Annotated in this window: 25 protein-coding genes; 11 read left to right on the forward strand and 14 right to left on the reverse strand. The window is 67.8% G+C overall.

Translation table 11 applies throughout. The features are described from left to right. Nucleotides 1–291: 291 nt before the first annotated feature. Nucleotides 292–1,068 carry a hypothetical protein gene (locus AVL59_RS24780; protein ID WP_067308253.1) on the reverse strand — a complete coding sequence of 259 codons (777 nt, stop codon included), beginning with the start codon at nucleotides 1,066–1,068 and terminating at the stop codon, nucleotides 292–294. Between the two features lie 403 nt (nucleotides 1,069–1,471). Between AVL59_RS24780 and AVL59_RS24785 the strand changes: the two genes are divergently transcribed. Together AVL59_RS24785 and AVL59_RS24790 are read left to right on the forward strand one after the other, a co-directional pair. Further along, nucleotides 1,472–2,530 (forward strand): hypothetical protein, encoded by a 1,059-nt coding sequence (locus AVL59_RS24785; RefSeq protein ID WP_067308256.1) that lies wholly within the window; start codon nucleotides 1,472–1,474, stop codon nucleotides 2,528–2,530. 328 nt (nucleotides 2,531–2,858) lie between these two features. Further along, nucleotides 2,859–3,503, forward strand: coding sequence for a class I SAM-dependent DNA methyltransferase (locus tag AVL59_RS24790; RefSeq protein ID WP_067317713.1), 645 nt, complete (start codon nucleotides 2,859–2,861; stop codon nucleotides 3,501–3,503). A gap of 607 nt (nucleotides 3,504–4,110) precedes the next feature. On the opposite strand, the gene AVL59_RS24795 is transcribed toward AVL59_RS24790, so the two are convergent. From AVL59_RS24795 to AVL59_RS24825, 7 genes are all read right to left on the reverse strand, one after another. Continuing rightward, on the reverse strand, nucleotides 4,111–4,698 hold the full coding sequence (locus AVL59_RS24795) for a DinB family protein (protein ID WP_067308259.1): 588 nt from the start codon (nucleotides 4,696–4,698) through the stop codon (nucleotides 4,111–4,113). Continuing rightward, on the reverse strand, nucleotides 4,695–4,886 hold the full coding sequence (locus tag AVL59_RS24800; RefSeq protein WP_067308262.1) for a hypothetical protein: 192 nt from the start codon (nucleotides 4,884–4,886) through the stop codon (nucleotides 4,695–4,697). The genes AVL59_RS24795 and AVL59_RS24800 overlap by 4 nt, the downstream gene beginning before the upstream one ends. Beyond that, nucleotides 4,883–5,080: a hypothetical protein gene (locus AVL59_RS24805; RefSeq protein ID WP_067308264.1), complete on the reverse strand. Its 198-nt coding sequence runs from the start codon at nucleotides 5,078–5,080 to the stop codon at nucleotides 4,883–4,885. The genes AVL59_RS24800 and AVL59_RS24805 overlap by 4 nt, the downstream gene beginning before the upstream one ends. Nucleotides 5,081–5,261: 181 nt before the next feature. After that, nucleotides 5,262–6,266, reverse strand: coding sequence for a 3,4-dihydroxyphenylacetate 2,3-dioxygenase (gene hpaD / locus AVL59_RS24810; protein ID WP_067308266.1), 1,005 nt, complete (start codon nucleotides 6,264–6,266; stop codon nucleotides 5,262–5,264). Further along, nucleotides 6,263–7,747 (reverse strand): 5-carboxymethyl-2-hydroxymuconate semialdehyde dehydrogenase, encoded by a 1,485-nt coding sequence (gene hpaE / locus AVL59_RS24815; RefSeq protein ID WP_067308269.1) that lies wholly within the window; start codon nucleotides 7,745–7,747, stop codon nucleotides 6,263–6,265. Before hpaE ends, hpaD begins: the two co-directional genes overlap by 4 nt. 27 nt (nucleotides 7,748–7,774) lie before the next feature. Further along, nucleotides 7,775–8,449, reverse strand: coding sequence for a VOC family protein (locus tag AVL59_RS24820; RefSeq protein WP_067308272.1), 675 nt, complete (start codon nucleotides 8,447–8,449; stop codon nucleotides 7,775–7,777). A 214-nt stretch (nucleotides 8,450–8,663) separates the two neighbouring features. After that, on the reverse strand, nucleotides 8,664–10,133 hold the full coding sequence (locus tag AVL59_RS24825; RefSeq protein ID WP_237281654.1) for an ArnT family glycosyltransferase: 1,470 nt from the start codon (nucleotides 10,131–10,133) through the stop codon (nucleotides 8,664–8,666). 206 nt (nucleotides 10,134–10,339) lie between these two features. On the opposite strand from AVL59_RS24825, the gene AVL59_RS56625 reads away from it, so the two are divergent. Together AVL59_RS56625 and AVL59_RS24830 are read left to right on the forward strand one after the other, a co-directional pair. Next, nucleotides 10,340–10,843 (forward strand): Tn3 family transposase, encoded by a 504-nt coding sequence (locus tag AVL59_RS56625; RefSeq protein WP_159400065.1) that lies wholly within the window; start codon nucleotides 10,340–10,342, stop codon nucleotides 10,841–10,843. Nucleotides 10,844–11,013: 170 nt separating this feature from the next. Next, nucleotides 11,014–12,810, forward strand: a complete 1,797-nt coding sequence (locus tag AVL59_RS24830) for an endonuclease/exonuclease/phosphatase family protein (protein WP_159400066.1) — start codon at nucleotides 11,014–11,016, stop codon at nucleotides 12,808–12,810. A gap of 252 nt (nucleotides 12,811–13,062) precedes the next feature. On the opposite strand, the gene AVL59_RS52520 is transcribed toward AVL59_RS24830, so the two are convergent. Both AVL59_RS52520 and AVL59_RS24835 read right to left on the reverse strand, forming a co-directional pair. After that, nucleotides 13,063–13,287 (reverse strand): LysR substrate-binding domain-containing protein, encoded by a 225-nt coding sequence (locus tag AVL59_RS52520; protein ID WP_159400067.1) that lies wholly within the window; start codon nucleotides 13,285–13,287, stop codon nucleotides 13,063–13,065. Between the two features lie 440 nt (nucleotides 13,288–13,727). Then, the gene (locus AVL59_RS24835; protein WP_067308281.1) at nucleotides 13,728–14,318 is read right to left on the reverse strand and encodes a TetR/AcrR family transcriptional regulator; all 591 of its coding nucleotides are present in this window, start codon (nucleotides 14,316–14,318) and stop codon (nucleotides 13,728–13,730) included. 145 nt (nucleotides 14,319–14,463) lie between these two features. Here AVL59_RS24835 and AVL59_RS24840 point away from each other — a divergent pair, with 145 nt between their 5' ends. From AVL59_RS24840 to AVL59_RS24850, 4 genes are all read left to right on the forward strand, one after another. Continuing rightward, nucleotides 14,464–15,990, forward strand: a complete 1,527-nt coding sequence (locus AVL59_RS24840; RefSeq protein WP_067308284.1) for an FAD-dependent monooxygenase — start codon at nucleotides 14,464–14,466, stop codon at nucleotides 15,988–15,990. 138 nt (nucleotides 15,991–16,128) lie between these two features. Next, nucleotides 16,129–16,776, forward strand: coding sequence for a CatB-related O-acetyltransferase (locus AVL59_RS24845; RefSeq protein ID WP_079146959.1), 648 nt, complete (start codon nucleotides 16,129–16,131; stop codon nucleotides 16,774–16,776). Next, a complete protein-coding gene (locus AVL59_RS56630; RefSeq protein WP_208870443.1) occupies nucleotides 16,773–17,015 on the forward strand; it encodes a DUF3224 domain-containing protein in 243 nt (80 codons plus the stop codon). Before AVL59_RS24845 ends, AVL59_RS56630 begins: the two co-directional genes overlap by 4 nt. 376 nt (nucleotides 17,016–17,391) lie before the next feature. Continuing rightward, complete coding sequence (locus AVL59_RS24850) at nucleotides 17,392–17,817, forward strand: SRPBCC family protein (RefSeq protein WP_067308287.1); 426 nt, start codon at nucleotides 17,392–17,394, stop codon at nucleotides 17,815–17,817. A gap of 49 nt (nucleotides 17,818–17,866) precedes the next feature. Here AVL59_RS24850 and AVL59_RS24855 read toward each other — a convergent pair whose 3' ends face one another. Then, the gene (locus AVL59_RS24855) at nucleotides 17,867–18,145 is read right to left on the reverse strand and encodes a hypothetical protein (RefSeq protein ID WP_067308289.1); all 279 of its coding nucleotides are present in this window, start codon (nucleotides 18,143–18,145) and stop codon (nucleotides 17,867–17,869) included. Between the two features lie 1,082 nt (nucleotides 18,146–19,227). On the opposite strand from AVL59_RS24855, the gene AVL59_RS24860 reads away from it, so the two are divergent. Then, a complete protein-coding gene (locus tag AVL59_RS24860; RefSeq protein ID WP_067308292.1) occupies nucleotides 19,228–20,937 on the forward strand; it encodes a S8 family serine peptidase in 1,710 nt (569 codons plus the stop codon). A 228-nt stretch (nucleotides 20,938–21,165) separates the two neighbouring features. Here the strand turns inward: AVL59_RS24860 and AVL59_RS49295 are convergent, their stop codons facing one another. Continuing rightward, on the reverse strand, nucleotides 21,166–21,600 hold the full coding sequence (locus tag AVL59_RS49295) for a helix-turn-helix domain-containing protein (RefSeq protein ID WP_079146961.1): 435 nt from the start codon (nucleotides 21,598–21,600) through the stop codon (nucleotides 21,166–21,168). A 300-nt stretch (nucleotides 21,601–21,900) separates the two neighbouring features. Further along, nucleotides 21,901–22,392 carry a hypothetical protein gene (locus tag AVL59_RS24865; RefSeq protein ID WP_067308295.1) on the reverse strand — a complete coding sequence of 164 codons (492 nt, stop codon included), beginning with the start codon at nucleotides 22,390–22,392 and terminating at the stop codon, nucleotides 21,901–21,903. 124 nt (nucleotides 22,393–22,516) lie between these two features. On the opposite strand from AVL59_RS24865, the gene AVL59_RS53680 reads away from it, so the two are divergent. Continuing rightward, nucleotides 22,517–22,789, forward strand: coding sequence for a hypothetical protein (locus AVL59_RS53680; RefSeq protein ID WP_067308298.1), 273 nt, complete (start codon nucleotides 22,517–22,519; stop codon nucleotides 22,787–22,789). Nucleotides 22,790–22,847: 58 nt separating this feature from the next. Here the strand turns inward: AVL59_RS53680 and AVL59_RS49300 are convergent, their stop codons facing one another. Beyond that, entirely contained in the window at nucleotides 22,848–23,984 is a 1,137-nt protein-coding gene (locus AVL59_RS49300) for an LUD domain-containing protein (protein ID WP_079146962.1), read from the reverse strand. A gap of 152 nt (nucleotides 23,985–24,136) precedes the next feature. On the opposite strand from AVL59_RS49300, the gene sigJ reads away from it, so the two are divergent. Continuing rightward, entirely contained in the window at nucleotides 24,137–25,090 is a 954-nt protein-coding gene (gene sigJ / locus AVL59_RS24885) for an RNA polymerase sigma factor SigJ (protein ID WP_067308300.1), read from the forward strand. Nucleotides 25,091–25,164 lie beyond the last annotated feature (74 nt).

The following is a 25,164-nucleotide window of genomic DNA, read 5'->3' on the forward strand; positions in this document are numbered from 1 at the left end:
CGCAGGAGTAGGCACTGTCCCATCAGACGGAGTCCGGGCAGCACGGCGGTGCGGTGGTCGGGAAGGTGTCACCGGGTAGGACGAGCTGAGCGCGGCGTGAGCGCCCACCACCCGTGTGGGTGACGGCAGCCGCACGATCCGGTGAGACGCTCAGCGGAAGATCGAGAACACCACACACCACGTCAGAGCCAGGTGCGCGCGGCGCGGCCGGGCTCGCGCCCCGCGTCGGCACGGCCGATCATTCTTGGTACGAGACCCGCTGCCAACCCACGTTCGCACGCCTCCGGGTGCCTACCCTTGCTCATGCTCCTCCGCAAGGGCGTCGTCGCAGTAGACCTGGATCTCCCGGAACATGCTGGCCATCAGCATGATGGCGACGATCGAGTGTCCGGCGTGGAGATGGTCCAAGGTCAGACGATGAAAGACCGCATGCCGAGAAAGAGCGGTCGGCAGCGGATCGTTCCGCTCCGGATGGTAGTTGACATAAAGCGTCCTGAGCGGGCCGAGCAAGGCCGCAGACTCCACCCCCCAATGTGGGAGCGCGCCTCGTGCGGCCACCCGCTGCAGACCCGGATACTTCCCGGACCGGCCGGAGTCATCCAAGCGCTTCCGCGACACTCCGGTGACCTGGAAGACGGCTTCCTCAGCACCGGCAAGGGCCAGACAGGCGGCCGCTTCACGGTGGCCCGCGCGCCAGGCTTCCATCACCTTGATGCCGATGGTCCGGAATTCCTCGACGCTCACGCAGGCCAGGACGGCCGCTTCACAGTCGGCCATGACGGTGCTCTCCATCCGCACCAGGACGGCCATACGGGCGTCGTGATCCGCGGCATCGACGAGCGCCTGCGGGACTGAGGCCGACGGCACATGAATCACCGGAACGCCGTCTTTGTAACCCGCACCGGTATCACTGAGCGCGTCGAACAGGCGCCGACGGGTGACTTCGGCGATGACCTGCGATGACTCGGAGGGAGTGTGTTCCTGCCCAGGGCGCCGACAACACGCCCCGAGCAGCATCTCCCCCGCCCACGTGAACAGCCTCACCCGGACCCTGGTCGAGCCGACCATCCGCTCCCCCGCAGACTGCCTTCAGCCAGCCAGAGTTCGCGAACTCAACTTGAAGGCCCCCGATCTCTTCGCCGCCCAGGACTCCTACCACCAGCTTCTCCTCGACCCCGTCGACGACAGGCACCGCAGGCTGAAACCGTGCCACCGACGCCGCCCGGGCTCGCTTCGGAAAGCACGTGATCACGACTGCAGCAGGCCAGTGCCTCCTCCCGTGACGCCGTGCACTCAGCGCCTTCTGGGCTGCGTGACCAACCGCCGGGACCGTCTTCCCCTCTTCGTCTGTGAACGAGAGGGGGACGCCATGAGGGCGACTTGGCAGCGGATGGCAGCCATCGGTGTATGTGGTGCGGTGCTGAGCTGTGGGGGCCTGGCGGGGCCTGCCGCAGCCGGCGAAAACCGTCCGATGATCACCCAGGCGTACGCGGACCCACGCCCGGGAGAGGCCATCGGTATCGATCTGCTCTACTACGAACGGAAACGGGGCGAACACCTGGTGGCCGAATCACCGGTCTTCGCGGCCCCGATCCGGATGGACGACCCTGCGGGAAACACCGATGGGCTCGGCGTCAAGGCGCCTATCCCGGCATCGGCGAAGCCCGGATCGTATCCGCTCGTCGTCAAGGCCGGAGGCAGGGTCGTGGCCCGTGACACCATCAATGTCAAACCGCTGAAGCGTCCGTCCATCGCAATGGACGACGACAGCACGAGGCGGCCGGGCGTCAAGGTGAATCTCTACTTCGACGACCTGTACCCCGGAGAGAGCGGCACCACATTCACGGCCCATTCCACGGCGTTCACCTCACCAGTCCACCTCGCACACGACAAGAAGTCCTGGAACAACACCCGCACTTTCAACGCCCTCGACGTGCAGCTGCGTCGCACCCTCCACGACGGGACGTACGCGGTATGGGTGACCGATGCGGCCGGGAAGCGGAAAGCCGAAGTCCGGCTGAAAATCCGCTCGGCCCGCCCCGGCGACGACGACTATCGGGGCAAGGCCCAGGGCCCCGCGTTCTTCGGAAACGAGGGCTATCTGCTCAGCGCCCGGGCCAAGGGCTTCACGATCGCCGCGGGCAGGACGGTGTACGTCAGGTGGCAGGACGCGCACCCGGACCCCGGGGAGGAAGAGTGGATGACCGCGACATCCCCGGCGTTCCGGGCCCCGGCCAGGCTGAAGTTCGATGTCGTCAAGGGCCATGAGGAGGATGACCCGATCTTCTGGGGCCCGGCGCGGATCAAGTCCGACCTGAAGCGGGGCTCCTATCCCGTCACCATCGTCAGCCACCACGGGCGAGTGAAGAAGACCAGCTACCTCACCATCACCCAGGGCCCTACTCGCGGCGACGGTGAGACCAGACTGCCGATCGCCGTATGGGCGGGTGCGAGCACCGGGGCCATCGCTCTGGTCGCCGCCGCTGCGGTGCTGCTGGCCCGCAGGCGCAAGAGGACGTCCACCTCCTGACCCGGCAACCAGGTTCGCCGCCGATGCCGTCGATCAGCTCCTGCCTCACGGGCTAGGAGACCGAACCCACGTGCCGGCCGTGGGCGCGCTTGCGACGTGATGTGGCTGGTCGACGGCGTGTGACACCGATCGATGGTCGCGGCATCCCGGGAGCCGATGTGAGCGGAACCTCCTCCGGTGTGACGTCCTGGTCATTCTGAGGTACTGGCCTCCATCGGCTCCTGGGGTCGCGCTCCACCAGGTCAGCGCCGAGTGGGAGTTGCTGGTGGAGGCGAAGGTCTTCTGCGTGGAGTGCGGCATCCTGATCACTGAGCTACTGTGCCGGGGCATGAACACGGAAAAGTGGTTGGCAGATACCCGGGCCTCCTACGACACGGTCGCGGTGAGCTATGCCGACCAACTCCGCGAGGTTCTGGCCGGGAAACCGTACCTTCGAGCGGCTCTGGCGTTGTTCGCCGACTTGGTGCACGCCACCGGCGGCGGGCCGGTGGCGGACGTGGGCTGCGGACCTGGACACGTCACCGCTCACCTGCACGAGCTGGGCGTGGACGCGTTAGGCATCGACCTTTCATCCGCGATGATCGACATCGCTCGGCGCGACCACCCCGGCCTGCGATTCGAAGTCGGCTCGATGACGGACCTCCACCTCGCCGACGCTTCGCTCGCCGGCCTGCTCGCCTTCTGGTCGTTGATACATGTCCCCGACCATGCCGTCCCCACAGTCTTCAGCCACTTCTTCCGCGTGCTACGCCCCGGCGGACCACTGCTGCTGGGATTTCACGTCGGCGACGAGTCGAAGCTGAAGACGCAGGGCTACGGCGGTCACCCGATGAACGTCTACGTCCACCGCCGCCGGCCTGACCAAGTGACGACCTGGCTACGCGATGCCGGCTTCACCGTCGAGGCCCACATGCTCCTCGACCTCGACCAGAGCATTCCAGGGGCGGTCCTTTTCGCACACCGTCAGCCCTAGCTCAGCAAGCGGCCTGTGGCTCCCTGAACACGTCAACCACCTGGTGAACAAGTCGGCGACCATGCGGTGCACCGCATGGTCGCGGCTGAAGGCGCAGCCCGAGTTGCGGCGGACGGCGGCTATTGCGGCCAGTCCCATCCGCATCGGGACATCATGGCGTTCACCGGCTCAAACGCCGACGATCGTGGTGGGCGAGCCACTTCTGACGGTGGACGAACGCGCATGGCCGACCGTGGAAACACCCAACCAGGGCCTACGTTTCCAGGGCTCAACGCTCGATCGCCGGTACCGGCGTCACCTCACGGAAATCGCCCAGAATCCGACAGGTCGTTGAGACTCCAGTGCCCGACACATCGTGAGACTGCGGGAGAAGCCCAGGTCTGAGAAGCGGCATCCGACACGGGCCCCGAGACGGGGCTTCGTGCTCAGGCCGCCGCGCGAGCGCCAGAGGGCATTGTCCTCCGGTTCCGCATCCAGACCCGGCCGGGCTGTCCGAGCCGGATGGCCAACCCGTCTTCGGTATCGAAGGTAACAGCGGCCCCGCCCACGCCCCCTGCTCGTCCGTCGGGTCCCCGCGCGCCGCGCTCAGATCGTTCCGTAGCCTTGATCAACGCATGGAATCGGCTGCTCTGGCGGCCCGCTCGATCATCGCGCACTGAGCTTCCCAGTATTCGCTGTCGTGCCCGTGCAAGGCCTTGCTCCCCTGGTCCATCCCGACCGCGCCGTCGAGCTGTTCCCTCAGGATGTCGGCGTGTCCGGCGTGCCGGGTGGTCTCGCTGAGCGAATGGACCATGACATTGAAGAGCTTTACGTGGGGACGCGGCCACCAGGGCACGAATCCGGGCGCGTCAATGGCCAGGGCCTTGATCGTCGCGTCCGTGTGCTCTCCCACGAGCTGGTAAAGGCCGACGATCTGTTCACGCGTCTCGTGTTCCGTGGCCCAGTGTTCGTTCTTCCACGCGTCCTCGTCGTCCCAGCGGGGCACCGTGTCGGGGAAAGGCCGGTCGAAGACCTCGCCGAAGTACCTGGCGTTGGAGAACGCCAGGTGTTTGACCAGACCAAGGAGGTTGGTCCCGGTAGCGGTCAGGGGGCGGCGTATCTCGTACTCGGACAGCCCGTCGAGCTTCCAGACCAACGCCTCACGCACCTCCCGCAGATCGTCGTGAAGGTACTCTTTCGCGAATTCATCGATCACGGGTCGTCAGCCTGCCACGAGGCGTTGGCGGGCTCAACGAGCGGAGCCGCGCGCATGCGGACCCAGCCACCGCCGTCGGCAGCCGACGGCGCCCCGAAGGGCGGTTCCTCTTCGGAACAGGCATCCCAGAAGTCGCCCTCCCCGTTGGTGACGAGGCTGAAGGTGGAAGCGTCGGCGAACAGGCTCATCTCCTCCGCGGGCCCCCATCCTCACCGGGTACGGGGCGGGGCAGGCTGTCGTGGACCTGGACGGTCATCCGCAGGGTGCCACTGTCGGTGGCGGGTAGGACGACGGCGACGGTCTCGGTGACCGGGCCACGACGCCCGCCGAACGGCATCTCGGGTGGGAAGTCGTAGTCGTCGTCGAAGCCTATGTGGGCCACGCGGAGCAGCAGCCGCGCGTACCCCCTTCCATCCGGGCCGATCCTGCTGCGCCTCCTTGATGTCCGCCTCTGTGGCCGAGGACGCAGTCATGCACAGCCGGTCACCGTTCTCCGCGGCCTCGCAGTGACGGCCGCTCGCTCCGGTGAGCTTCGTGATATCGACGGCGCTCCGGCTGCAACCTCAGCCCAGCCCGTCCGCGCCGACCCGGGCTGCCGACTCGTCGAGCACGGCCTCGGTGATGGGCTGCGGGACGCCATCAAGGTCCAGCACCGGCACGGCTTCCTTGTACCAGGAGTCGATGACTGCATGGCCCCAGAAGTCACGGCGGCGGTCGTCGTGGACGTTCCATCGGTACGTCTCGTGGTCGGGGTCGCCCGTGTAGTAGTCGGAGGTGTAGATCTCCACCCGGTGTCCGTCGGGGTCCCGCAGGTAGAGGTAGCAGGCGTTGGAAACACCGTGCCGACCGGGGCCGCGCTCGATGTGGCCCTCCTTGTGCAGGGAGCCCAAGATGTCTGCGATGCGCAGCAGTTGAGGGGACTCGTGGGTGGCGAACCCCACGTGGTGCAGCCGTGGCCCAGCCCCACCCGTGAAGGCCACGTCGTGGACGGTCTGCTTGCGGTACATCCACGCCGCGTACAGCTCGTGCTCGTCGCCCTCGATGGTCTCGGAGCAGCCGAAGCCGAGCGAGGTGTAGTGGACGTACGCGGCCGGTATGTCGGGAGTGCAGAGGTTGAAATGGTCCAGGCGTGCCATCTCGGCGCCGTGCCGCAGGTCGTAGCGCTGGATGTGCCGCTCCGCACGCGCGATCCCGTGGAAGAACTCCACGGGGAAGCCGAGCGGGTCCACGACGCGGACGGCGTCGCCGACACCGTGCGTGCCGTCCCCCGCCGGCACGCGGCGCACCGGTCGGCCCCGTGCGCGGAAGAACTCCTCGGCCCGGTCCACGTCCGAGGGAGTGCGCACGCGGTACGCGAGATGGTCGAGGGCGGCACGGTCGCCCGTGCGGAGCACGAGGGAGTGGTGGGTCAGCTCGTCCGTGCCGCGCAGGCAGAGCACGTGTGCGTCTTCGTACTGGACGTGCAGGCCGAGTACATCGGCCCAGAACCAGCGGGCCCGTGCCAAGTCGGTGACGACGAGCTGGGCGTAGGCGGAGCGGACGACGTCGGGTGCGGGCGGTGCGGTCATGTTGAGCTCCCGAAGCGCGGGATGGGCGTCTCGCCGAGGGCGACATGGACGGTCTTCGACTCGCTGTAGAAGTCGATACTGTGCACTCCGCCCTCCCGGCCGAGACCGGAGTCCTTGACGCCACCGAAGGGGGTGCGCAGATCGCGTACGTTGGGAGAGTTGAGCCAGACCATGCCGGATTCCACGGCGTGCGCGATGCGGTGGCCACGTTGGAGGTCACGCGTCCAGATGTATGCGGCAAGGCCATAGCGGGTGGCATTGGCGAGCCCGATGACCTCGGCCTCGTCATCGAAGGGAGCCACCGCCACCACCGGCCCGAAGATCTCTTTCTGGAAGATCCGGGCGGTGCGCGGGACGTCCGCGAAGACCGTCGGTCTCAGGTAGTTGCCTTCGGGCAGCAGCGCGGGTCGGGCACCGCCCGCGGCGAGACGGGCCTCCTTCGCGCCGGCCTCGACATGAGCCCGCACACGTGCGTAATGCTCGGGATGGACCAGCGCCCCGACCTCGGTGGCCGGGTCGGACGGCGGGCCGACCACGACCCGGTCGGCGCGCTCGGCGAGCCGGTCGGTGAACTCCGCGTACCGCACGCGTTCCACCAGCACCCGGGAACCCGCTGTGCAGCGCTCTCCATTGAGAGAAAACGCTCCGAACACCACGGCGTCCAGGGCTGCTTCGATGTCGGCGTCGGCGAAGACCACCACCGGAGACTTGCCTCCCAACTCCAGCGACAGCCTCTTGAGGTGCCGGGCGGAGCAACGGGCGATGTGGCGGCCGGTTGCGGTGGAGCCTGTGAAGGAGATCAGCGGCACATCGGGGTGGTCGACCAGGGCCTGACCGGCCTGCTCGCCGATGCCGTGCACGATATTCACAACCCCGGCCGGAACCCCTGCCTCGTCGAGGATCTCGGGCCACAGACTCGCGGACAGAGGTGTCCACTCGGCGGGCTTGAGGACGACCGCACACCCGGCAGCGAGCGCCGGGGCGAGCTTCCAACTCTCCAGCATGAAGGGTGTGTTCCACGGGGTGATCAGGCCCGCGACGCCGGCCGGAGTACGCACCACATAGCTGAACTGCTTCCCGCCCTGCCGGAATGCCTCCTCACCCAGCGCGACGACGACCCCCGCGAAGTGACGGAAGTTCTCAGCGGCGCGCCGGGCCTGGCCGCCCGCCTGGGTGATCGGCAGCCCCGAATCATACGACTCGTAGCGCGCGAGCCGGTGCTGTCGTGCCTCGACGGCGTCAGCGATACGGTGCAGGATGCGGGCACGCTCTGGGTTGGCCAGTGCCGCCCAGGCGGGGAAGGCGGACCTGGCGGCGGCCACGGCCAGGGCGACGTCCCGCGCATCTCCAGCGGCGGCCATGGCGTACGGGGTGTTGGAGGCCGGGTCGGTGACATCGAAGGTCGCCGCGCCGACGCTGTCGACGGACTCACCGGCGATCCAGTGGCGGATGACCTTCGGCAGAACGTCGAGCTCGGCCATGGACGTAGTGCCCCTTTCATACGCCGGTCAGTTGGGCCGGCGCCGTCCGGGTGCCGGAGACGGCTCACGGCCGGGCGAACGGGGATGTCCGGGCCGAGGCTCCGGGGGCCTCCAGTGGGCCGGTACGGCAGCAAAGTCAAAGACGGGCTGCTCATCGACGGCGTCGACCGCGGCTGCGATCTGATCGTAGAACCCCTGCCCGGCTTGCCGGGAGAAGGAAATCCTTCCTCCCTCCGCGTCAGGTATCTCCGGCCGTTCGAGATATTCCGGGAAAGTGGATTCTCCAGCATTTCCCGTGCTGTATCCCTTGGCGAACATCTGCTTGAGGGTGCCGAACCCGTCGTTGCGGACTAGCGTTTCCCCGCGGCACCTCCCTCCCATCCGCTCGAGATGCCCGCGGAACTCTTCAAGATCTCGGCACGCGTAAGCCACGTGCTGGCACGCGTGGTCCCCGTGACGCTCCACGAATTGGGTGACTTGCGATTTCTTGAGCCTGTCGATGCCCTCGACCAGCGCGACCCCGAAGTCTCCGTAGTCGATGCACCACAGCTTCATGCTGCTGTCCAGTGCGTCGGGCCGGACATCGTCGATGCGACGAATGAGGGTCCCGCCCTCCACTTCGATGTGGAACCATGCCCACTTTTCGATGGTGTCCCGCGCACATGCGTAAGTGACGTGATCGACCTTCGTCAGCCACGCCATGCGCGTCTCCTGGCCCGTACCGGTGAACTGGTCATGTACTGGCCCTTCTCCGTAGCTGCGAGCAAAAGCCGCGTCGCGGTGAAGCCGTCACCAATTCCGCCGAGAACGATATCGACCTCGGGGTGGAACGACGACCACTGTTCAGGACAGAAATGGAAGATCCGGATGCCGGGATGTGACTGACACCTGGTCACGCAAGATGATCGACGGCGGGTCAGTACTGGCGCAGTGACAGCCAGAGCACGGACCACCGCTGGTGTGTGCCTTCGCACAGCACGACCTCCGCGTGCTGCTCCTGGTTGCTGATTCCGTGGCCGTTGTCGATCCGGCCAGCCGTGTGGCAGTCGGTGAAGGGCCGTTCCAGACGGTGCTGACCGTCGGCCTGTTCGACCAGCAGGACGGGGCCGTCGTCGCTGTCCGGGGGCGGGCCCCAGTCGTAGAGGCTCATGTGACCGGAGTAGGCGATGGGGAGCCGGTAGGCGGGCCCGTAGCGGGCGAGGGCGCCCGCCTCGCCGTAGTTCGAGGTGAGCAGGACTCCGTGGGTGCGCTGTGCTGCGGGGATCGCGGTCCAGGCGGCCGCGGTGGCACGGGCGAATTGGGGCCAGCCGACCTGCTCGCCCTGGTCGGCGTCGATGGCGTTGGTCACGGCGACCGCCGAGACCGGCAGCACTGGCAGTGCGGCCAGGGCGCTGGTGGCCGCCGCCAGGAGAAGGAGGGGTGTGAGGGTTCGCCAGGACCGGCGGGCGCGGCGGACGACGGGTTCGCAGCCGGCCGCTGTCACGGCGAGCAGCAGCGGGAGCGGGTAGTACGGCTTTCCACCGCCGAGAAGCACCAGGACGCAGAGCACCGGGTAGGCGAGCGCCAGCGGCCGGGCCCAGCGCAGGTCGTCATCGCGGAGCAGTCGGCGCAGGCCCACTATCGCGACTGGAACGAGGAGCGGGGAGAACTGGAGCAACTGCAGCGGCAGGAACAGCAGCCGTCCCGACACGCCTTGGACGTGGCCGAGAACCCGGGCCACCTTCACCTCGGGCCAGCCGTGCGTGGCCTGCCACCAGAGCGTGGGTGCGCAGATGAGGAGCGCGAGGAACAGCGCGAGCAGCGGCCCGAGCAGCAGCCCTGCGCTGCTGGGCCGGAGGCGCCGCGCGAGCTCGCGCCAGGGGTGGGCCGCCAGCAGACCCAGCGGCAACGCGAGGAGCAATGCGAGGAGCAGCGACAGGACGAGCTGCTTGTTCAGCAGCGTCACCCCGATCACCACGCCCAGAACCGGCCACCAGCGGCCGTCTCGGGTCCGCAGCAGCCGGAGTGTCACGAGCAGGACGCCCAGCTCGCCGGTCAGATCGAAAGTACTGGTGGACAGCAAGTGGCCAATGGCCAGGACATACCCAGAGCAGGCACAGCACCCAGCCGCGAAGATCTGCCCGCCACGACCGGCTCCCAGCTCCCGGGCCAGCAGGGCGGTCAGCACCACGCTACATGCGGAGAGGAGTGCGGGTATGACCCGCAGACCTGTCGGGCTCGCGCCGAATTCGGCGGCGCCGGCCCGGGCGAGCAAAGGGGTCAGCGGCGGCTCGTCAACGTAGCCCCAGGCTGGATGGTGGCCGGCGAGCAGGAAGTAGAGCTCGTCGCGATGAAACCCGTACCGCCCTGACAGCGCGACCAACACCGCGGCGAGAACAGCAGCCACCAAAGCGACCGGCCGTAACGCGAACGGTTGCGGACCAACCCGCCCATCCCCCGAATGTTCACCGCCGCAGTGTGGCAGCCACGACCGGCGCGGCCAAGGGGGCCACCGCGGATCGCCGAGTGGGGAGGCAGTGTCTCCTCGGTCATCCTGCTACGGCGGCTGAACAACCATTCCCGCAAGAACCAGATCTACCGAGCCTTCCCGAGGTGGGCCGCGCCGTCAGGACCATCGTCCTGCTGCGCTACCTGTCCGCCCCCGTCCTGCGCGAGCGGATCAGCCGGGCGACGAACAAAGCCGAGGCATACAACGGCTTCACCAAGTGGCTGCACTTCGGATCCCACGGCTACCTCCGCAGCCGTGACCCGGAACTCCAGGAGAAGGCCATCAAGTTCCTCGCCCTGGTCGCCAGTTCGGCGACTACGACACCACCGCTCTCCACATCCCACCCGGAACCTACGACGCAGCCTTCGCCCCTCACCAGCCCCGACATCCCCAGTCTCGGCCCACCGGCGGCGGGCGCGGCAGGTGCGGGTGAGGACCGAGGCGGCGTATGCCCCTCCTCAGCCCAGAATCATCGTCCCGCGTCCCAGGGCCATGGTCGCGCCCAACACCCCTGCACGCCGAGGATGTTGGGCGGCTCACCCCACAGACCGATCACGCACGAGCACCAAGTCCGCCAACACTTGCCGAAACCAGGCGAGTCGCTTTGACGCGGACCTGGCGATCGTGAGCGAATCGCTCCCGTGGTTGTTCGTTTCCGAACCGGAGCGAGGAGATACTCGCCATGCGATTACCACCGATACGCCCTTCGGACATGCCCCATTCCGGCGCGTCCCGTCCCAGAACTCACAGATCACGTCTGACGGCGATGCTCGCCTCCGTGCTGCTGACCGCTGGCCTGCTGGTCGGCGCCGTGCCCGGTCCCGTCAGCCAGGCGGCCTGGGCCGACGGCGGGCCGGCGGTGCAGGACCCGGAGCCCGGAGACTCGTGGTCGTTCGCCACGTACAACATGCAGGGCTCACTCAGCGGAAGGCGCTGGACCGAGGAGGTCGGTCCATTGACGATGCGTCACGAAATCGTCGTCCTCCAGGAGGTCGGCAGCGGTCCACCGGACGCACCTCTGCAGTACCACGGCACCGGTGAGTCGATCCCCATCCCCAATTCGTCGCCGCCGAACCTGCCGAACAGTGTGCGCCTCACCCGGTGGGAGTACGAGGGCCAGCACCGCTACGTGTACTTCCTCCAGACCGACCCGCAGCGCAGCTCCACTACGGGCCAGGACCGCTGGAGGGGCGGCCGGGTCAACCTCGCGATGGTCACCCATGCCCGCGCGGACGAGGTACGCGTCATCCGCAACCCGCTGTACCAGGTGAACGGTCCCAACAATGCGTACCGCTACCGGCGCGTTCTGGGCCTGAGGTTCGGCCACACCGTCTACTACAACATCCACGCGCGCCCGGGAGGCAGGGACGTCCCCTTCCTGCTCAACCAGATCCGCGACGCGACCCGCCCCGGGGAGAACTGGGTCGTGACCGGCGACTTCAACACCGACATCGTCGGCCGGAACCAACAGACGGCCCGACAGATGCTCGGAGTGCGTGCCTCCGAGGAACTGGACCGGCCGGACCGCCCCACCCACCAGAGCGGTGGCGAACTGGACTACGCGATCACCCGGGGCGTGCACCGGTTCAACGCGGACATTCCCGAGGGACGTGGCCCGGACCACTACGCCGTCCACTTCGAGCCGGTCCCCACCCCCGTGCCGGCGCCGCCCGACGGCCCGGCCCCCGACTACTCGTCCGCCTTTGTGAACGCCGAGACCGGGAATGTCCTGAGCGTCACGAACAGCACCGTGATCACCGCGCCGGACCATTACGGCGACGGGCAGCGGTTCGACATGTCCACCGTGCAGGGACACTGGTACCGCTTCAGTCAGGGCAACAGCCCCACGAGAGTGGCCGGCGGCGCCGCCACCGGCCGGGCGGCAGCTACCCAGAGGTGCCCCGGCCTGAACCCGGTGGCGCCACTGATGGTCATGCCGCGCCCGTGTGACGCGGCGGACGCCCAGTGGCGTCCCGACGAAGTCCCGGGCTCCGATGGTCCGCTGCGTTGGCACAACTCCGCTCTCCCGAACCTGTGTCTGACCGCCACCAACCGGTCGGACGCCCTTGTCATGGCACTCCCGTGCACCGACAGCCGCTCCCAGCAGTGGTGGGACGAGGCCCGTCACGTGACCTCGTGGCACGACGGTGACGACCAGGTCCGGCTGCGCGCATCCAATGGCCTCTACCTGGCCACCCTGAACGGATGGGGGCTCGACGGAACCCCGCTGACCGGCTATGGACAATCGCTCGGCGGACGATGGGACATCCAGTACGCGAGCCCGGACTCCAACGTCGTGCGGCTCAAGTCGCGTACAGCCGACAAGTGCGCCAACGTTCCGAACACCGGTTCCGGGGCCGGTGTTCGTGTCGTGCTGCACGGCTGCATGTGGGCCGACAGCAAGGACGACGGCTCGGGCGAGCGATGGGTCGCGGAGGTCTACGCCGACGGAACCGTCCGCCTGCGCAACGAGGCCACGCACCGGTGCCTGCTGCCCACGCCTTGGGCGGGCATCCCCTTGTCGGTCGGTGTCTGCAACGACGAGGCATATCAGCGCTGGACCATCGAACGGTGACCTCGGCGCCGGGCGGTGCCCGCCGGGGCGCTGTCCGCGATCGGATTCCCTCCCGGATCCCCTCCCTGATTTGAGGATCTGAGCGAAGGAGTTGTCGAGTCCGGAGGGGTCCCCGGCTTCCCGCCGAAGATCCCAGCCGGCGCGAACAGGAAATGAATGACTCGTGGTGGGCGTCCAGTCGGCATCCGGACACCCACCACGAGTAGCGGCGGCTACCTGATCCGTTGCCGTGTCTGCCGTGTATGCCGCCTGCTACGGCCCCGAGTCCCAGCCCCGGATTCCGGCTGCTCGGAGTGGCCCGGCCTGCAGACCGTTCGGCCCAGGATCGTCGACGGGAAGCCACAGCAGTGCCACGTCGAGGTCGCCCGAGCGCAACCGTTCCAGCGGGGCAGGTGGTGGGACTTCCCGGTGACGTGGCTTCACGTTCGGGTGAGTGGACGCGAAGAGGTCGAGGATGGGCTTGATGGGCTGTGCCATCGGCCCATGGTTCCCAGCGTCAGCGTCCCTGACACGGCGCCTGCTGCGGCGCGTGCCTTCGCGATGCCCTCCGTGATCTGCCGATAGCCGGCCGACAGGTCCTGCCGGAGCTGCTCGCCCAGCACCGTGACCAGACGTTGCGGCTGTTGCGCTCGAACAGCCGCCCGGCCGAAGTGCAGCTCCTTGGCGAGCACACGGCGTGGCCACGTCGCGGCTTCGCCGACAGGGTGACGATCTCATTGAAGGGGATTTCGTGATTGACATGATCGTGGTCGGCTGCGAAGCGACCGGCTTCCGTGTTCACCACTCAGGCCGTGTGTCGCCAACAGTGGTGTCGCCCTGACTCGGCAGCGGGGCAGGGCGTAGTGATGGGAGGCTGACCACGGACGTTCACAGGTCCCGGTTGGCTGACTGTTCAGCTCCGCGCTGGCGGACACCGGCTAGCGCGTTTGTGCTCTGGGGCTCATCCCGGCGAAGACCGCTCGCAGGACCCGGTCGATATAGTCGTGCGTGATCGGCTGCTGCGTGATCAGGAGTCTGTAGTAGAGAGGGCCTGACAGGACATCGAACGCCAGGTCGAGGTCGAAGTCGGGCGCAAGTTCCCCCTGCTCCTTGGCCGCTTTGAGGCGCGCCAGCGTGTCGGCGGTCTGCGGTTCGATGAATCGCCGGTTGAGCGCGGTGGCGACCTCGGGGTCGTGCTGCGCTTCGCCGATGAGGGCCCGGTACAGCGGCCCCCAGGGGGGCTGGTCCAGCAGGTCGACCGCCTTGGTTATCACCTCGCGCAAGTCGGCCACGACGTCGCCGGTGTTGGGGTGGCTCAGGTCCTCGGTGCTCAGAGTGAGGACCGAGTCGAGGAAGAGCAGGCCCCGGGAGGGCCAGCGGCGGTAGACCGTGTGTTTGCCGACGCCGGCCCTGGTCGCGACCGCCTCGATGCTCAGCTTGGCATAGCCGACCTCCAGGGCCAGGTCGAGCGCGGCCCTCATGATCGCTTCGGTTCGGTTGTCGTTACGACTGGCGCGACGATCGGTCATGCCACCACCTTAACGGCACGGCACGTGCCGTATTGACAGGAGGCTGTCCTGTTGATCAGACTCCCGATCGGCATGGCACGGCCCGTGCCGTGCCGATCTGCTTGTTCAGTCAGCCGCCGAAAGACTGTGGGGGAAGTGGCCAGTGATGGACGCCGATGTGATCATTGTGGGTGCCGGCCCGACCGGCCTGATGTTGGCCGGTGAACTGCGTTTGGCCGGTGTGCGGCCGCTGGTGCTGGAGCGGCAGCCGCAGCGCCGGAACACGCCCAAGGCCGGTGGTCTTGGCGGGCAGATCCTTCGACTGCTGGGCTACCGGGGCTTGCTGGAACGCTTCGAAGCAGCATGCACCGACCCCGTCCCGGCTCCCCGGTTCCCGTTCGGCGGTGTGCATCTGGACTTCACGCAGCTCGCAGATCCACCGATGCACGCCCTGCCGCTGCCGCAACCGAGGCTTGAGCGGCTCCTCGAAGAACGCGCCGGCGAACTCGGTGTCGACATCAGCCACGGACACGAGGTGGCCGGGATGAGCCAGGACGATGCCGCGGTGATCGTGGACGTGCGCGGCCCGGACGGGCCGTACCGGGTAACCGCCCGCTACCTGGTGGGGTGCGACGGTGCACGCAGCCGGGTCCGTGACGGAGCCGGCATTCCGTTCCTCGGCACCACCTACCCGGAAGTCAACCGACTGGCCCAGTTCACCTTGCCCGACACGGTGACCGTGCTCGCCAACGGTGATCTCGATGTCCCCGGCTCCGGCACGATCCGCGCCGGTTTCACACGGACGGACCGAGGTCTGTTCGGACTCGGCACGTCGCCGGCCTCCAAGGTTGTCTCGCTCTACACCACTGAAGACGAGGGCATCGAATACGACGACGACACACCCATGACCGTGACCGAACTCCAGGACAGCATCCGCCGCGTACTCGGCGCGGACCTGCCCTTGGAGGAACCGCTTCGGCTGTCGCGGTTCACCTTCAAGGCTCGGCAGGCCGAGCGCTACCGCGACGGGCGGATCCTGCTGGCCGGCGACGCGGCGCATCTGTTTCCCGCCACCGGCGTGGCACTCAACGCCGGCATGCTCGACGCGGTCAACCTGGCCTGGAAGCTGGCCGCCGACATCCACGGCTGGGCACCAGCCGGTCTGCTGGACACCTACCACGACGAACGCAGCCTCGCCGGGGCCCGCACCATGCTGCACACCCAAGCTCAGGTGGCGCTGCGGCGCGGGTACGACCCAGCCGCCGAAGCACTTCGCCAAGTCTTCCAGGAACTGCTCGTCGACGAGCAACCGTTGCACCGCATGGGAGCGCTCGTCGCCGGCACCGACATCCGGTACCCGATGCCCGGCTCCCATCACCACCCGTCGGCCGGCACCTTCGCAGCCGACCTCACCCTGCACACCGACCAGGGCACCACCAGCGTCGCCGAACTCATGCGCACCGCACGGCCCATCTTCTTGGACCTCGCCGACCGTCCAGAGCTCCGCGAGACCGCTGATGACTGGGGGCAACGCGTCGAGGTCCACACCGCCAAGACCGACGATCGACCGGTCGATGCGCTCCTGATCCGTCCGGACGCGCACATCGCCTGGGCCGCGACCACAGACGAACCAGCCGACAGCGCCGTACCCGCGCTACGAGAGGCGCTCAGTGGCTGGTTCGGCACTCCCTGAGCACGACAAACCGATCACCGATGTCTGATGGCGCAGGCAGGGCGCCCACCTGGCTATGCGGATGACTGTCACGTCCCCCACCACGGCCCGACGTCCTCCACGCCCGAACTCATGCCTGCAGAAAGGAAGCAATTCGTGATGTCCCCTGTTCCCGCCGACCCGACCGTGGTGCATCCGATGCCCGAACAGCCGCGGGTGGTGCTGCTGAAGCCGCTGATCACCTCGCCGCTGATCGAGGTCGGAGAGTTCTCCTACTACGACGACCCCGACGATCCGACCGCCTTCGAGACCCGCAACGTGCTGTACCACTACGGTCCGGAAAAGCTGGTCATCGGGAAGTTCTGCGCGCTGGGCGAGGGCGTGCGGTTCATCATGAACGGCGCCAACCACCGCATGGACGGCCCCTCGACGTTCCCCTTCCCCATCATGGGCAACTCATGGGCCGAACACTTCGACCTGATCACGGGCCTGGAGGGGCGGGGTGACACCGTGGTCGGCCATGACGTCTGGTTCGGCTACCGGGCCATGGTGATGCCCGGGGTCCGCATCGGCCACGGAGCGATCATCGCTTCCGGCTCCGTCGTCGTCGATGACGTCCCCGACTACGGCATCGTCGGCGGCAACCCCGCTCGTCTCATCCGCCGCCGCTACAGCGACGCCGACATCGACCGCCTGCTAGCCGTGGCCTGGTGGGACTGGCCGCTCCAGCACATCACCGAACACGTCCGCACGATCATGTCCGGCAGCATCGACGACCTGGTGAACGCGGTGCCCCCGCTTCGGTGATCCCCCGCATTCCAACACTTCACCATTCCCGCACCCCGGAATCGAGCCCTCATGACCGACAAACGCTCGACGGTCGCCAGGGCACCTTCGTCATTCAGCACTGGGGGCTGGCCGATGGAGCCGACCAGAGCAGTGAAGGAAGTATCGTCCCGAACCCCGGGACGGGAGAACTCGTCGGGATCGCCGGTCGCGCGATGGAGAGCGACTTCCAAGAGCTCACGCTGGCCTACACATTGTGAGATTTCGGCGCCCATGATTCTTCTCCTGGTCAACCGCTTGGCTTGGCCGTGCCGAGCAACTGCCGGCACGTGCTGTACGCGAGCAGAGGCACTCCGTGACAGGCCGCCTCGGCGCGACCACTGTCCGGTCATGGTCCACTCCCCGCGACCTGCAGTCGAAGTCCGACCGCTGAGCCGAAACTCTCCGGTCCCGAGCAGTCACCACCCGTAGGTGCGGATCTCTTGACGCTTGAGTGTGTGGACGTCCATCGCAGGGTTCCGGTGGCTGCTGCTGATCATTGCTCAAGGGGAGGCACGGTCGGGAGAGCACCGTCCCGGCCTGGCGCACACTGTAAGGAGAAGGATGTGTGTCATGAGCTGCACGTGGAGGTTAGCCATGAGCACCCTCGAACTTCACGTCGATGTCGGAGTTCCGATCGACACTGCCTGGGAGAATCTTCACCAGGTGGAGAACTATCCGCACTTCGTAGACGGAGTGCGGGGCGCGCGTACGGAGGCGGGGGGCCGAGCGCATCTGGAGGTCGACGCGGGCGGCCGGGCCCGGGACGTCGAGGCCGAGGTTTCCGACCGCGGCGAGCGCGTGATGGAGTGGCTCAGCGTGGGCGCCCCAGAGCTGGCGGGTTCCTTTTCGCTTCAGCCGCTCGACAAGAATCACACCCGCATCCAGGCCCGGCTGGAGTACGACCCCGGCAGCGTCCGGGACACCTTCGGCGGGCCGAAGGGGTTCGCCCAGACGAACGCGATCGAGCGGCTCGTCCGCAGCGATCTGGAGCACTTCAAGGAGTACGTGGAACGAGGGTGAACGGCATGATCGCGGTGGGCACGACTACGTAAGGCAGCCGGTACCGCCGTCAGATTTCGATCACGGCATCGCAGTCCGGGCAGACCACGGATGCATACTCCGCGGGGTACCAGGGCGCCCCAGGCCGTTCGGAGGGCGTCCAGGAGGCCGTCTCCATGGCGAAGGTGTCCTTGCCACAGAGGGTGCGCGGTCCGGCAACGGTGCGCGACCCCGGTGCAGCCGGTGCCACGTGCACCTTGCGGACACGCCGTTCCGCTCCACCCGACGGCACTGGAGAGAAGCGCGCTGCCGTCGGCTTTTCGAGTTCGTAGACGACGATCTCGCTCATATCTCTACCGTAGGCGGTCGCGCGGCCGAACCGCCCACCGTCAGGCGAGAGGGCTGCGAACGGCGGCAGGGGCGGGCTCTCTCCTGAGGTCTCCGGTGATCTCCAAGGGCTGCGCTGTTCCCGTGATCCAGGTGGAACGGAAGCGACGTCGCCCAGCTGCTGCCCCTGCTCGATGCCATCCCGTCGGTCCACAACCGAACGGGGCGTCCGCGCCTCGAGCCCGTCTCGCTCTTCACCACCCGAGGCCACGACCACGACGCGGCCTGCATGCACAGCCGGTCGCCCACCAGCCTCGGGCCGGGCGCCTTCTGCGGCCACGGCGGCAGCAACAGCCCGATCAGCGCCCACAAGTCGCGTCCGCGGTTCCATGGCCCACTCCCCCACAGCTCACGAACGGCGTGATCGTCGTACTGGTCATGGCCGACCAGCACACCGCAGCACGATCGTGTCATGAGCTCTGAGGGCGGGCCCCGCTCTTGAGCTGGTCCGATGCGGTCAGAGCACCACGCAAGGGTTCGAGGGAACTCCTAACACGGCAAGTGGATGTGCAGCATTCCATACGCTTTGACATACTGATTGGTGCGAGCGTAGGCGCCACTCGGCAGGTGGTTGGGCATGAGAACTCGCATCCCAACAGGCCCTTGAAGAAGTGCTCTACACCAATGCCCAGCTCGACTTGAGATACGGTCCTTTCACCGGGCGGGAAAAGAGCAGCGTCGGTGAGTCGAATGCGGTCAACTCAACGTCGACGTACGTCGCTGTCCCATGCTTGGTTGCCAATGCACCGAGATCTGGTGGGGACTTCGCGAACCGCTTTCGGTTCACCACAGAGGGCACCCAGTGCCGGACGAGTCCATTCAGCTCATCGCCGTTATGGAGCGGGAGGAGCTGAGCCTCTGTGCAGAGGACTCCACATTGAAGGTTGCTCTGATAAACCCTCGCGAATGAGTTTGCTGCTCATCCGGCCGGTCACACCCCGTACCGAGGTCAAACTCTGTGACTTGTTCATCTCCAAGAGAGTCAAGTGATCCGGGCCCGACGCCCTGGTGATCCAGCGAGTCCGGCGGCCGGAAGGATGCTTCATGTTTCTGTCACAGCTGTTCCAGGGCGAGCCGATCCTTGAGGCCGTTGCCCAGAACGAGACCAGGATCAACAAACAGCTCAACAATGAGTTCGCCCCCGTCAACACGCTGCAGCGCGCGCTGCTCGTCTGGGACCCCGACAGCCTGCCGCGATTCGGTGCCGACGGCGACTACGGCGACGAGACTGCCTCCGCCGTCACCCGGTTCAAGCAGGACGTCCTCGTCGTGCCCGCCGACGAACTGATCGCCGACGTGGGCCCGCGAACGGTCTGGCGCCTGGACGAGATCTCCTATGGAGCGCAGGACCATCCACAGACACCGTTCGTGCCCAAGGTGATCGTCAAACTCCGCGACGAATCGGCCGCCCAGATCCCCTACGAGGACAACGCTCAGGAGTTCCTCCCACCCGAGGACCGCACAGCGTGGGACATGGCCGCCGGCGCCTTCCCGGACCTGTCCCTCACGCTCAACCGAGCGCTGCCGGGTGTCGACCCTGAGGCAGTACGGCAATGGTTGAGCGAAAACGAGGCAGCGCACGGGACGCCGTCCCAGCAACTGCTTTCCTTCTACGTGATCCCGCTGCCCGCCGATTCGAGTGAGCAGGTCGCCTCAGCCGTGGACGCCCTGCCTTTCGTCGAACACGCCTACGTCGAGCAGGAGGTGATCCCGGCCTCGGTCACGGCGGACGACCCCCTGATCGTGGGGCAGGGTTACCTGGGCGCGGCGCCGTTCGGGGTCGACGGGCTGCACACCTGGGCACTGCCGTTCACGGACGGCAGCCAGGTTCGTTTCGTCGATGTCGAGTGGGGTTGGCAGCTCACCCACGAGGACCTCATCGACACGAACGGGGTCAACCGCGTCGGCATTCTCCCCACCGGGACCGTGTCCACCGACTCGGCTCTGGTGAACCACGGGACGAACACGCTCGGGATCGTGATGGCGACCGACAACGAGAAGGGAATCCTCGGGCTGGCACCGAACGTCAAGGCGTCCGTCGCACCGGTGGAGACCCCGGCCGGTACCGACGCGGTCGCAGCGGCTCTGGCCGTGGTGGGCACGATCCCCGGTATCGGAGCCGGGAGCGTCGTCCTGATCGAGCAGCAGGACGCGCAGCACCTGCCGATCGAGACAGACCTGTTCATCCGCCTGGCCATACAGGAGCTGACAAGGAAACGCATCACGGTCATCGAGCCCGCAGGCAACGGGTTGGGCGCCGGCAACGACCTCGACACCTTCGTGGCGCCGGGACATCTCTTCGATTCGGGCCGGATCTTCGACCGTAACGACACCACCGGCGCCTTCTTCGAGAGCGGTGCCGTCATGGTGGCAGCGGCGACTTCCCAACACCCGCACCAGCGCATGCGCTTTCCCGTTGCCCAACCCCAGGCCTCGAACCACGGCAACCGGATCGACTGCTATGCGTGGGGCGAGAACATCCTGACGACTGCCTCGCTACTGGATCCTGTGTCGAACCAGCCGTACCGTACGAACTTCGGCGGCACATCGGGGGCAGCAGCGATCGTGGCCGGGGTCGCCGTCGTACTGCAGAACATTCGACGCTCGGTTCAGGGCGACTTCCTGGCACCTGAACAGCTTCGTGCGCTGCTGAGCGACCGCAGCCACAACACCGGGCCCGCACCCGCGGACGACGGCCGGATCGGCGTCATGCCCAACCTTGCCGAACTCGAACAGGCCGTTCGGACGCTCTGACAAGTCCGCGGGTCCAGTCACGAAGACCGATCACGGGTCTCGGTTCGTGCTCGGTTCGGTTCTTCGTACAGGTGCAGGAGCAGGATGCCGGCGGAGACCTCGATCAGCCGCCGTGGAGGGGGTGGTCGAGCCTGTCATGGGCCCGAGGACGGCTGTTTGGCGGCATCGGTGACGGTCGATCACTGCTCGGGTGCCGCAGGCGACGAAGGCGACCCAGGAGATCTGCGGCTACGAGCGGCATGGCTCCTGCGGGGGGCTTCGACGTGCGGTCTCTCGGTACACGGGGGCGGCGTCGCATCCATCGAGCCGACTTTCGGCGGGGCGGGACACCGGCCCGTTGGGCGGCGTGTAGTGCGCGACGGCTTGTTGGCTACGGCGCGAGGCGGTCGGTGTCTCGCCGTATCGCTTCCTGCAGGCCCTGATGAAGTGGCTGCTGTCGGTGAAGTGCCGGCGGGCGGCGATCTCCGAGACCGTCCATGTGGTGGAGAGCAGGTCGGCTCGTGCTCGTTCGAGTCGTCGCCGGCGGACATGCTCCATGACCGAGGCTCCGCTGGCGGTGAAGGCGCCGTGAAGGGGGCGGCAACCCGGTCTACACAGCGCTGGAGCCGGTTGCCGCCGAGCTGGATCAGGCCGCCAGTGAAGTCGAGGCGCTGCCCGCCTCATTCTGGCTCCCCCCGGTCCGAGGCTGACTCCTCAGTCGCCATGCCCAGCATCCTGACGATCCCGTGCCGGCAGCCCGAGCACCCGGGGCGATCTGCTGAGTCAGCAGTTCGGTGCTCCGTGCCTGATCGCGATCGATCTTCTCCCCGGGAACCTCACCGGCGAGGTCGTCCACCTCCGCGTCCAGGGTGCCCACCTTCTGGTCCAGGGGCCGCGCCGAGGGGATCTGTCGCCACCGGACCGCCGGCGCCAAGGTCAAGCGCGCCTTGATCGCCTGCGGCCGCTGAAAACAGACTCACTCCTCTACGGGTGGAAGATCTCCTGCATGGCGGTGATCTGGCTGTGGCCGTTGACGCGGTAGTAGAAGTACGGGGTGTTGTCGAGCTGGTGGTTCACCAGCCACTTCGGGGTGACCTTCACGGTTGTGCTGTCCCTGAGGACCTTGACGGAGGCGCCTGACGCGAAGGCGAACGACCGAGCCGCTCCGCTCGGGGTGTAGACGACGTCCTCGTCGTTCTCCGTGTTCACCTTGCACGTCTCCGGCGTGACGCGCACGACGGTCTTGCCCCGGACGTTCTTGGCGGAGTCCAGCTTGAAGAAGTTCTTGTACCCCGCGGGGAGGTAACACGGCTTCCAGGCCGTAGCCCCCGTGGTCCCGGCCGGTTCGGCCTTGGCATGCACGACCAGGGTGCCGGCCGGCGCGTTCGGGCTGGCGCTGGAAGATCCGCACGCGGCGGCGACGAGCGCGGCGGCGGAGGCGAGAACGACAACGCCGGAGAGGTAACGGTGCTTCATGAGCATCCTCTGCTACGAAGATCTGCTGACACCAAGGGAGATACCGGACCGCAGGCATGGGTTTCACCTACCGCAGGCTGTGACGGGACGGTGACAACCGCCGCTCCGCCGCATCCTCGCCGTCGTGCGGCAGGCCGCGCGGCCGGTGATGACCTGGCAGGTCGGCGAGGCGCTCGGGCTGGACGCTGAGGTGCGGGGCGCCCCGGAGCCGCTGCGCGGGAAGCCGGCCAAGCCGGCCGACCGCGGCTGGCTGCGGAAGATCTCCGACGGGGAGTTCACCGCCCGGCTGTCCACGCGCACCTTGACCCACGTCGCCGACCTGCCGCGCCGCCACCTGAAGGCGATACGCCCGCGCCGGCGGGCGCTGCCACCCGGGAACCGCCGGGGCGGACGGTGAGCCCTATACGGCTCGCCGTCCGCCCCGCGGAGTTCTCACGTCCTCATCGCGCGCGATGTCAGAATCCGATGGCCTCGCGCAGCAGCAGGACGATGCCGCGCCCGGGCTGCGGCTCGGCGTTGAGGACGAGCAGTCGGTTGATGGCGCTCGGCTGCCCGTAGACCGCCTGGGCGCGCTCGGTCTCCAGGCGGAGGGCGTGCTCCTCGACCCGGCGAAGTGCGGTACTCAGGTCGGGCACCACCTTCTGCGCCCCGACGACCCAGATCGCCCTGGCGGCGCCGCCGGCGGAGGCGGGCAGTTGGCTGCCGCTGCCCGAGGCGATGACAAGCGAGCCCGTCTCGGTGACGGCCGCGACGCTGGCGACGAAGACATCGGGCGTGGCCACCAGCTGGCGGATCTGGTCGGACTCGGTGGCGCGGTCCATCTTCAGCACGCGCGGCCGAACGGCCTGGTAACGGTCGCCCGCCTCGATGTCCTCCGCAACGCCGGAGAGCCGAAGCGTCTCGCTGGCCCCGGTGAAAACGCCCGCGCCCTCCGGGATCAGGTCCCTGATGCGGGCGCGGGCCGCCGCGGCGTCGTCGAGCAGTTCGGCGGTGAAGCCGTTCGCCCGCAGCGCCGCGATCGCCCGGTCCAGCCGTTCGGCGGACGCCGGTGCGGTGAAGTCGTCAGCCACCCCCGTGGCCGACACGTCCGCCTCACCGGCACCCGGTGCCCGACCAACGTCCCCGGCCTTACCGAAGTCGTGCGCCTTGGCGTCGGGGCCGGGCGCCGAACCCCTCAGCGGGGTGGTGTCGACGTACCTGACCTCGTAGACACGCTCGGCGAACTTCCATCCCTCCGGCGTACGACGGTAAGTGTCGTGGTAGATGGCGAAGTTCAGGCCCGAGCGGCCGTCCAGCACGCGCGCGATCTCCTGTATGTAGGTGCGACCGGTGGCGGTGTCGCCGTCGATCCGGATCGTTCCCGGGTGGCTGTTCTGCACGAAGAAGTCCCACTGGCTCTGCAGGCGTTCGCCTCCGGTCCGGATCTCCTCCCGGCCGATGAGCTCGACCGGGACGTTGGGCATGCGCAGAACGCCGTCGGGGGTGAACAACGCGGCGAGGCGGGCACGGTCGCGCATCATCGCCGCGTCGGTGAACTCGCCGCGCAACGCCTCGATCTCGACGCGGTCGGCGATCTCCTGGAAGTCGTTCATGCTCAGCGTCCTGTCCTGTGGATGGTGTACTCGTCTTCACCAATCCCGACAACGCAGCCCCGCCGAATGTGAGGCGAGCCGCCGACCTCACATTCCGCCGCTCTGATTTGTCGTACTGGAGAGGGCGCGTGAACGAAGGAGCCGAAGAGCGCATGAGTACTCCGTCGGAACAGACACAGCGGCAGGCAGACGAGCAGCGGTACCCGGGCCTGAGCGCGATCACGAGCGAGCGGCGACAGCTGCTCAATCTCGCCTACCGGTTGCTCGGGTCCCTGGCCGACGCGGAGGACGTCGTCCAGGAGACCTACACCCGCTGGTACGCGATGTCCCAGGCGGAGCAGGAGGCCATCGAGTCCTCGGGCGCCTGGCTGTCGAAGGTGGCCAGCCGCATCTGCCTGAACCTGCTCGGTTCGGCGCGCGCTCGGCGGGAGGCCTACGTCGGCGCGTGGATCCCGGAGCCGCTGCCCGACCCGGCCGAGTGGATCGCCGGGGCGGCAGGCGGCGCCGGCGTGGACCCAGCCGACCGGATCACCCTCGACGAGTCGGTGACCATGGCCTTCCTGGTCGTGTTCGAGTCCATGACCCCGGCCGAGCGCGTCGCGTTCGTGCTGCACGACGTCTTCCGCTACCCGTTCGCCGAGGTGGCCGAGATCGTCGGCCGCAGCCCGGCGGCGTGCCGTCAGCTGGCGTCCTCGGCCCGCCGCCGCATCACCGCCGCGCGGGCCGAGGCGAGCCCGAACGCGGCCCGGCAGGCGAGCGTCGTCCGGCGTTTCAAGGCGGCTTGGGAGACGCAGGACATCGAGGCCCTGATCGGCCTCCTCGACCCGGGCGCCACCGCGATCTCCGACGGCGGCGGCCGCGCCATCGCCCACCTGCTGCCGATCGAGGGCGCCGAGCAGATCGCCCACCTCTACCTGACGATCGCCCGGCTCGCGCCGCCCCGGACGATCCTCGAGCGCACGGTCAACGGGCTGCCGGGCCTGGCGATCGAGTCCGGGGGCCGGATCGAGACGGTGTTCTCGTTCAACGTCGCCGACGACGACCGGATCACGCACATCTGGGCGGTACGCAACCCGGACAAGCTCCGCCCATGGGGGCCGTCCTGACGGGCCGGCGGCCGTGGGAGCGCGAAGCGCCCCGGAACCGAGGGGGTTCCGGGGCGCTTTGTTCGCCGGGGCAG

The sequence above is a fragment of the Streptomyces griseochromogenes genome, assembly GCF_001542625.1.
Taxonomy (GTDB): domain Bacteria; phylum Actinomycetota; class Actinomycetes; order Streptomycetales; family Streptomycetaceae; genus Streptomyces; species Streptomyces griseochromogenes.

What these genes read in the sequence shown, in the direction of transcription:
- AVL59_RS24780 (WP_067308253.1), bottom strand. Translation starts at nt 1,068, where the DNA reads ATGGTCGGCTCGACCAGGGTCCGGGTGAGGCTGTTCACGTGGGCGGGG.
- AVL59_RS24785 (WP_067308256.1), top strand. Translation starts at nt 1,472, where the DNA reads ATGATCACCCAGGCGTACGCGGACCCACGCCCGGGAGAGGCCATCGGT.
- AVL59_RS24790 (WP_067317713.1), top strand. Translation starts at nt 2,859, where the DNA reads ATGAACACGGAAAAGTGGTTGGCAGATACCCGGGCCTCCTACGACACG.
- AVL59_RS24800 (WP_067308262.1), bottom strand. Translation starts at nt 4,886, where the DNA reads ATGAGCCTGTTCGCCGACGCTTCCACCTTCAGCCTCGTCACCAACGGG.
- hpaD (WP_067308266.1), bottom strand. Translation starts at nt 6,266, where the DNA reads ATGACCGCACCGCCCGCACCCGACGTCGTCCGCTCCGCCTACGCCCAG.
- hpaE (WP_067308269.1), bottom strand. Translation starts at nt 7,747, where the DNA reads ATGGCCGAGCTCGACGTTCTGCCGAAGGTCATCCGCCACTGGATCGCC.
- AVL59_RS24820 (WP_067308272.1), bottom strand. Translation starts at nt 8,449, where the DNA reads ATGGCGTGGCTGACGAAGGTCGATCACGTCACTTACGCATGTGCGCGG.
- AVL59_RS52520 (WP_159400067.1), bottom strand. Translation starts at nt 13,287, where the DNA reads ATGGCACAGCCCATCAAGCCCATCCTCGACCTCTTCGCGTCCACTCAC.
- AVL59_RS24835 (WP_067308281.1), bottom strand. Translation starts at nt 14,318, where the DNA reads ATGACCGATCGTCGCGCCAGTCGTAACGACAACCGAACCGAAGCGATC.
- AVL59_RS24840 (WP_067308284.1), top strand. Translation starts at nt 14,464, where the DNA reads ATGGACGCCGATGTGATCATTGTGGGTGCCGGCCCGACCGGCCTGATG.
- AVL59_RS24845 (WP_079146959.1), top strand. Translation starts at nt 16,129, where the DNA reads ATGTCCCCTGTTCCCGCCGACCCGACCGTGGTGCATCCGATGCCCGAA.
- AVL59_RS24850 (WP_067308287.1), top strand. Translation starts at nt 17,392, where the DNA reads ATGAGCACCCTCGAACTTCACGTCGATGTCGGAGTTCCGATCGACACT.
- AVL59_RS24855 (WP_067308289.1), bottom strand. Translation starts at nt 18,145, where the DNA reads ATGAGCGAGATCGTCGTCTACGAACTCGAAAAGCCGACGGCAGCGCGC.
- AVL59_RS24860 (WP_067308292.1), top strand. Translation starts at nt 19,228, where the DNA reads ATGTTTCTGTCACAGCTGTTCCAGGGCGAGCCGATCCTTGAGGCCGTT.
- AVL59_RS49295 (WP_079146961.1), bottom strand. Translation starts at nt 21,600, where the DNA reads ATGAGGCGGGCAGCGCCTCGACTTCACTGGCGGCCTGATCCAGCTCGG.
- AVL59_RS24865 (WP_067308295.1), bottom strand. Translation starts at nt 22,392, where the DNA reads ATGAAGCACCGTTACCTCTCCGGCGTTGTCGTTCTCGCCTCCGCCGCC.
- AVL59_RS49300 (WP_079146962.1), bottom strand. Translation starts at nt 23,984, where the DNA reads ATGAACGACTTCCAGGAGATCGCCGACCGCGTCGAGATCGAGGCGTTG.
- sigJ (WP_067308300.1), top strand. Translation starts at nt 24,137, where the DNA reads ATGAGTACTCCGTCGGAACAGACACAGCGGCAGGCAGACGAGCAGCGG.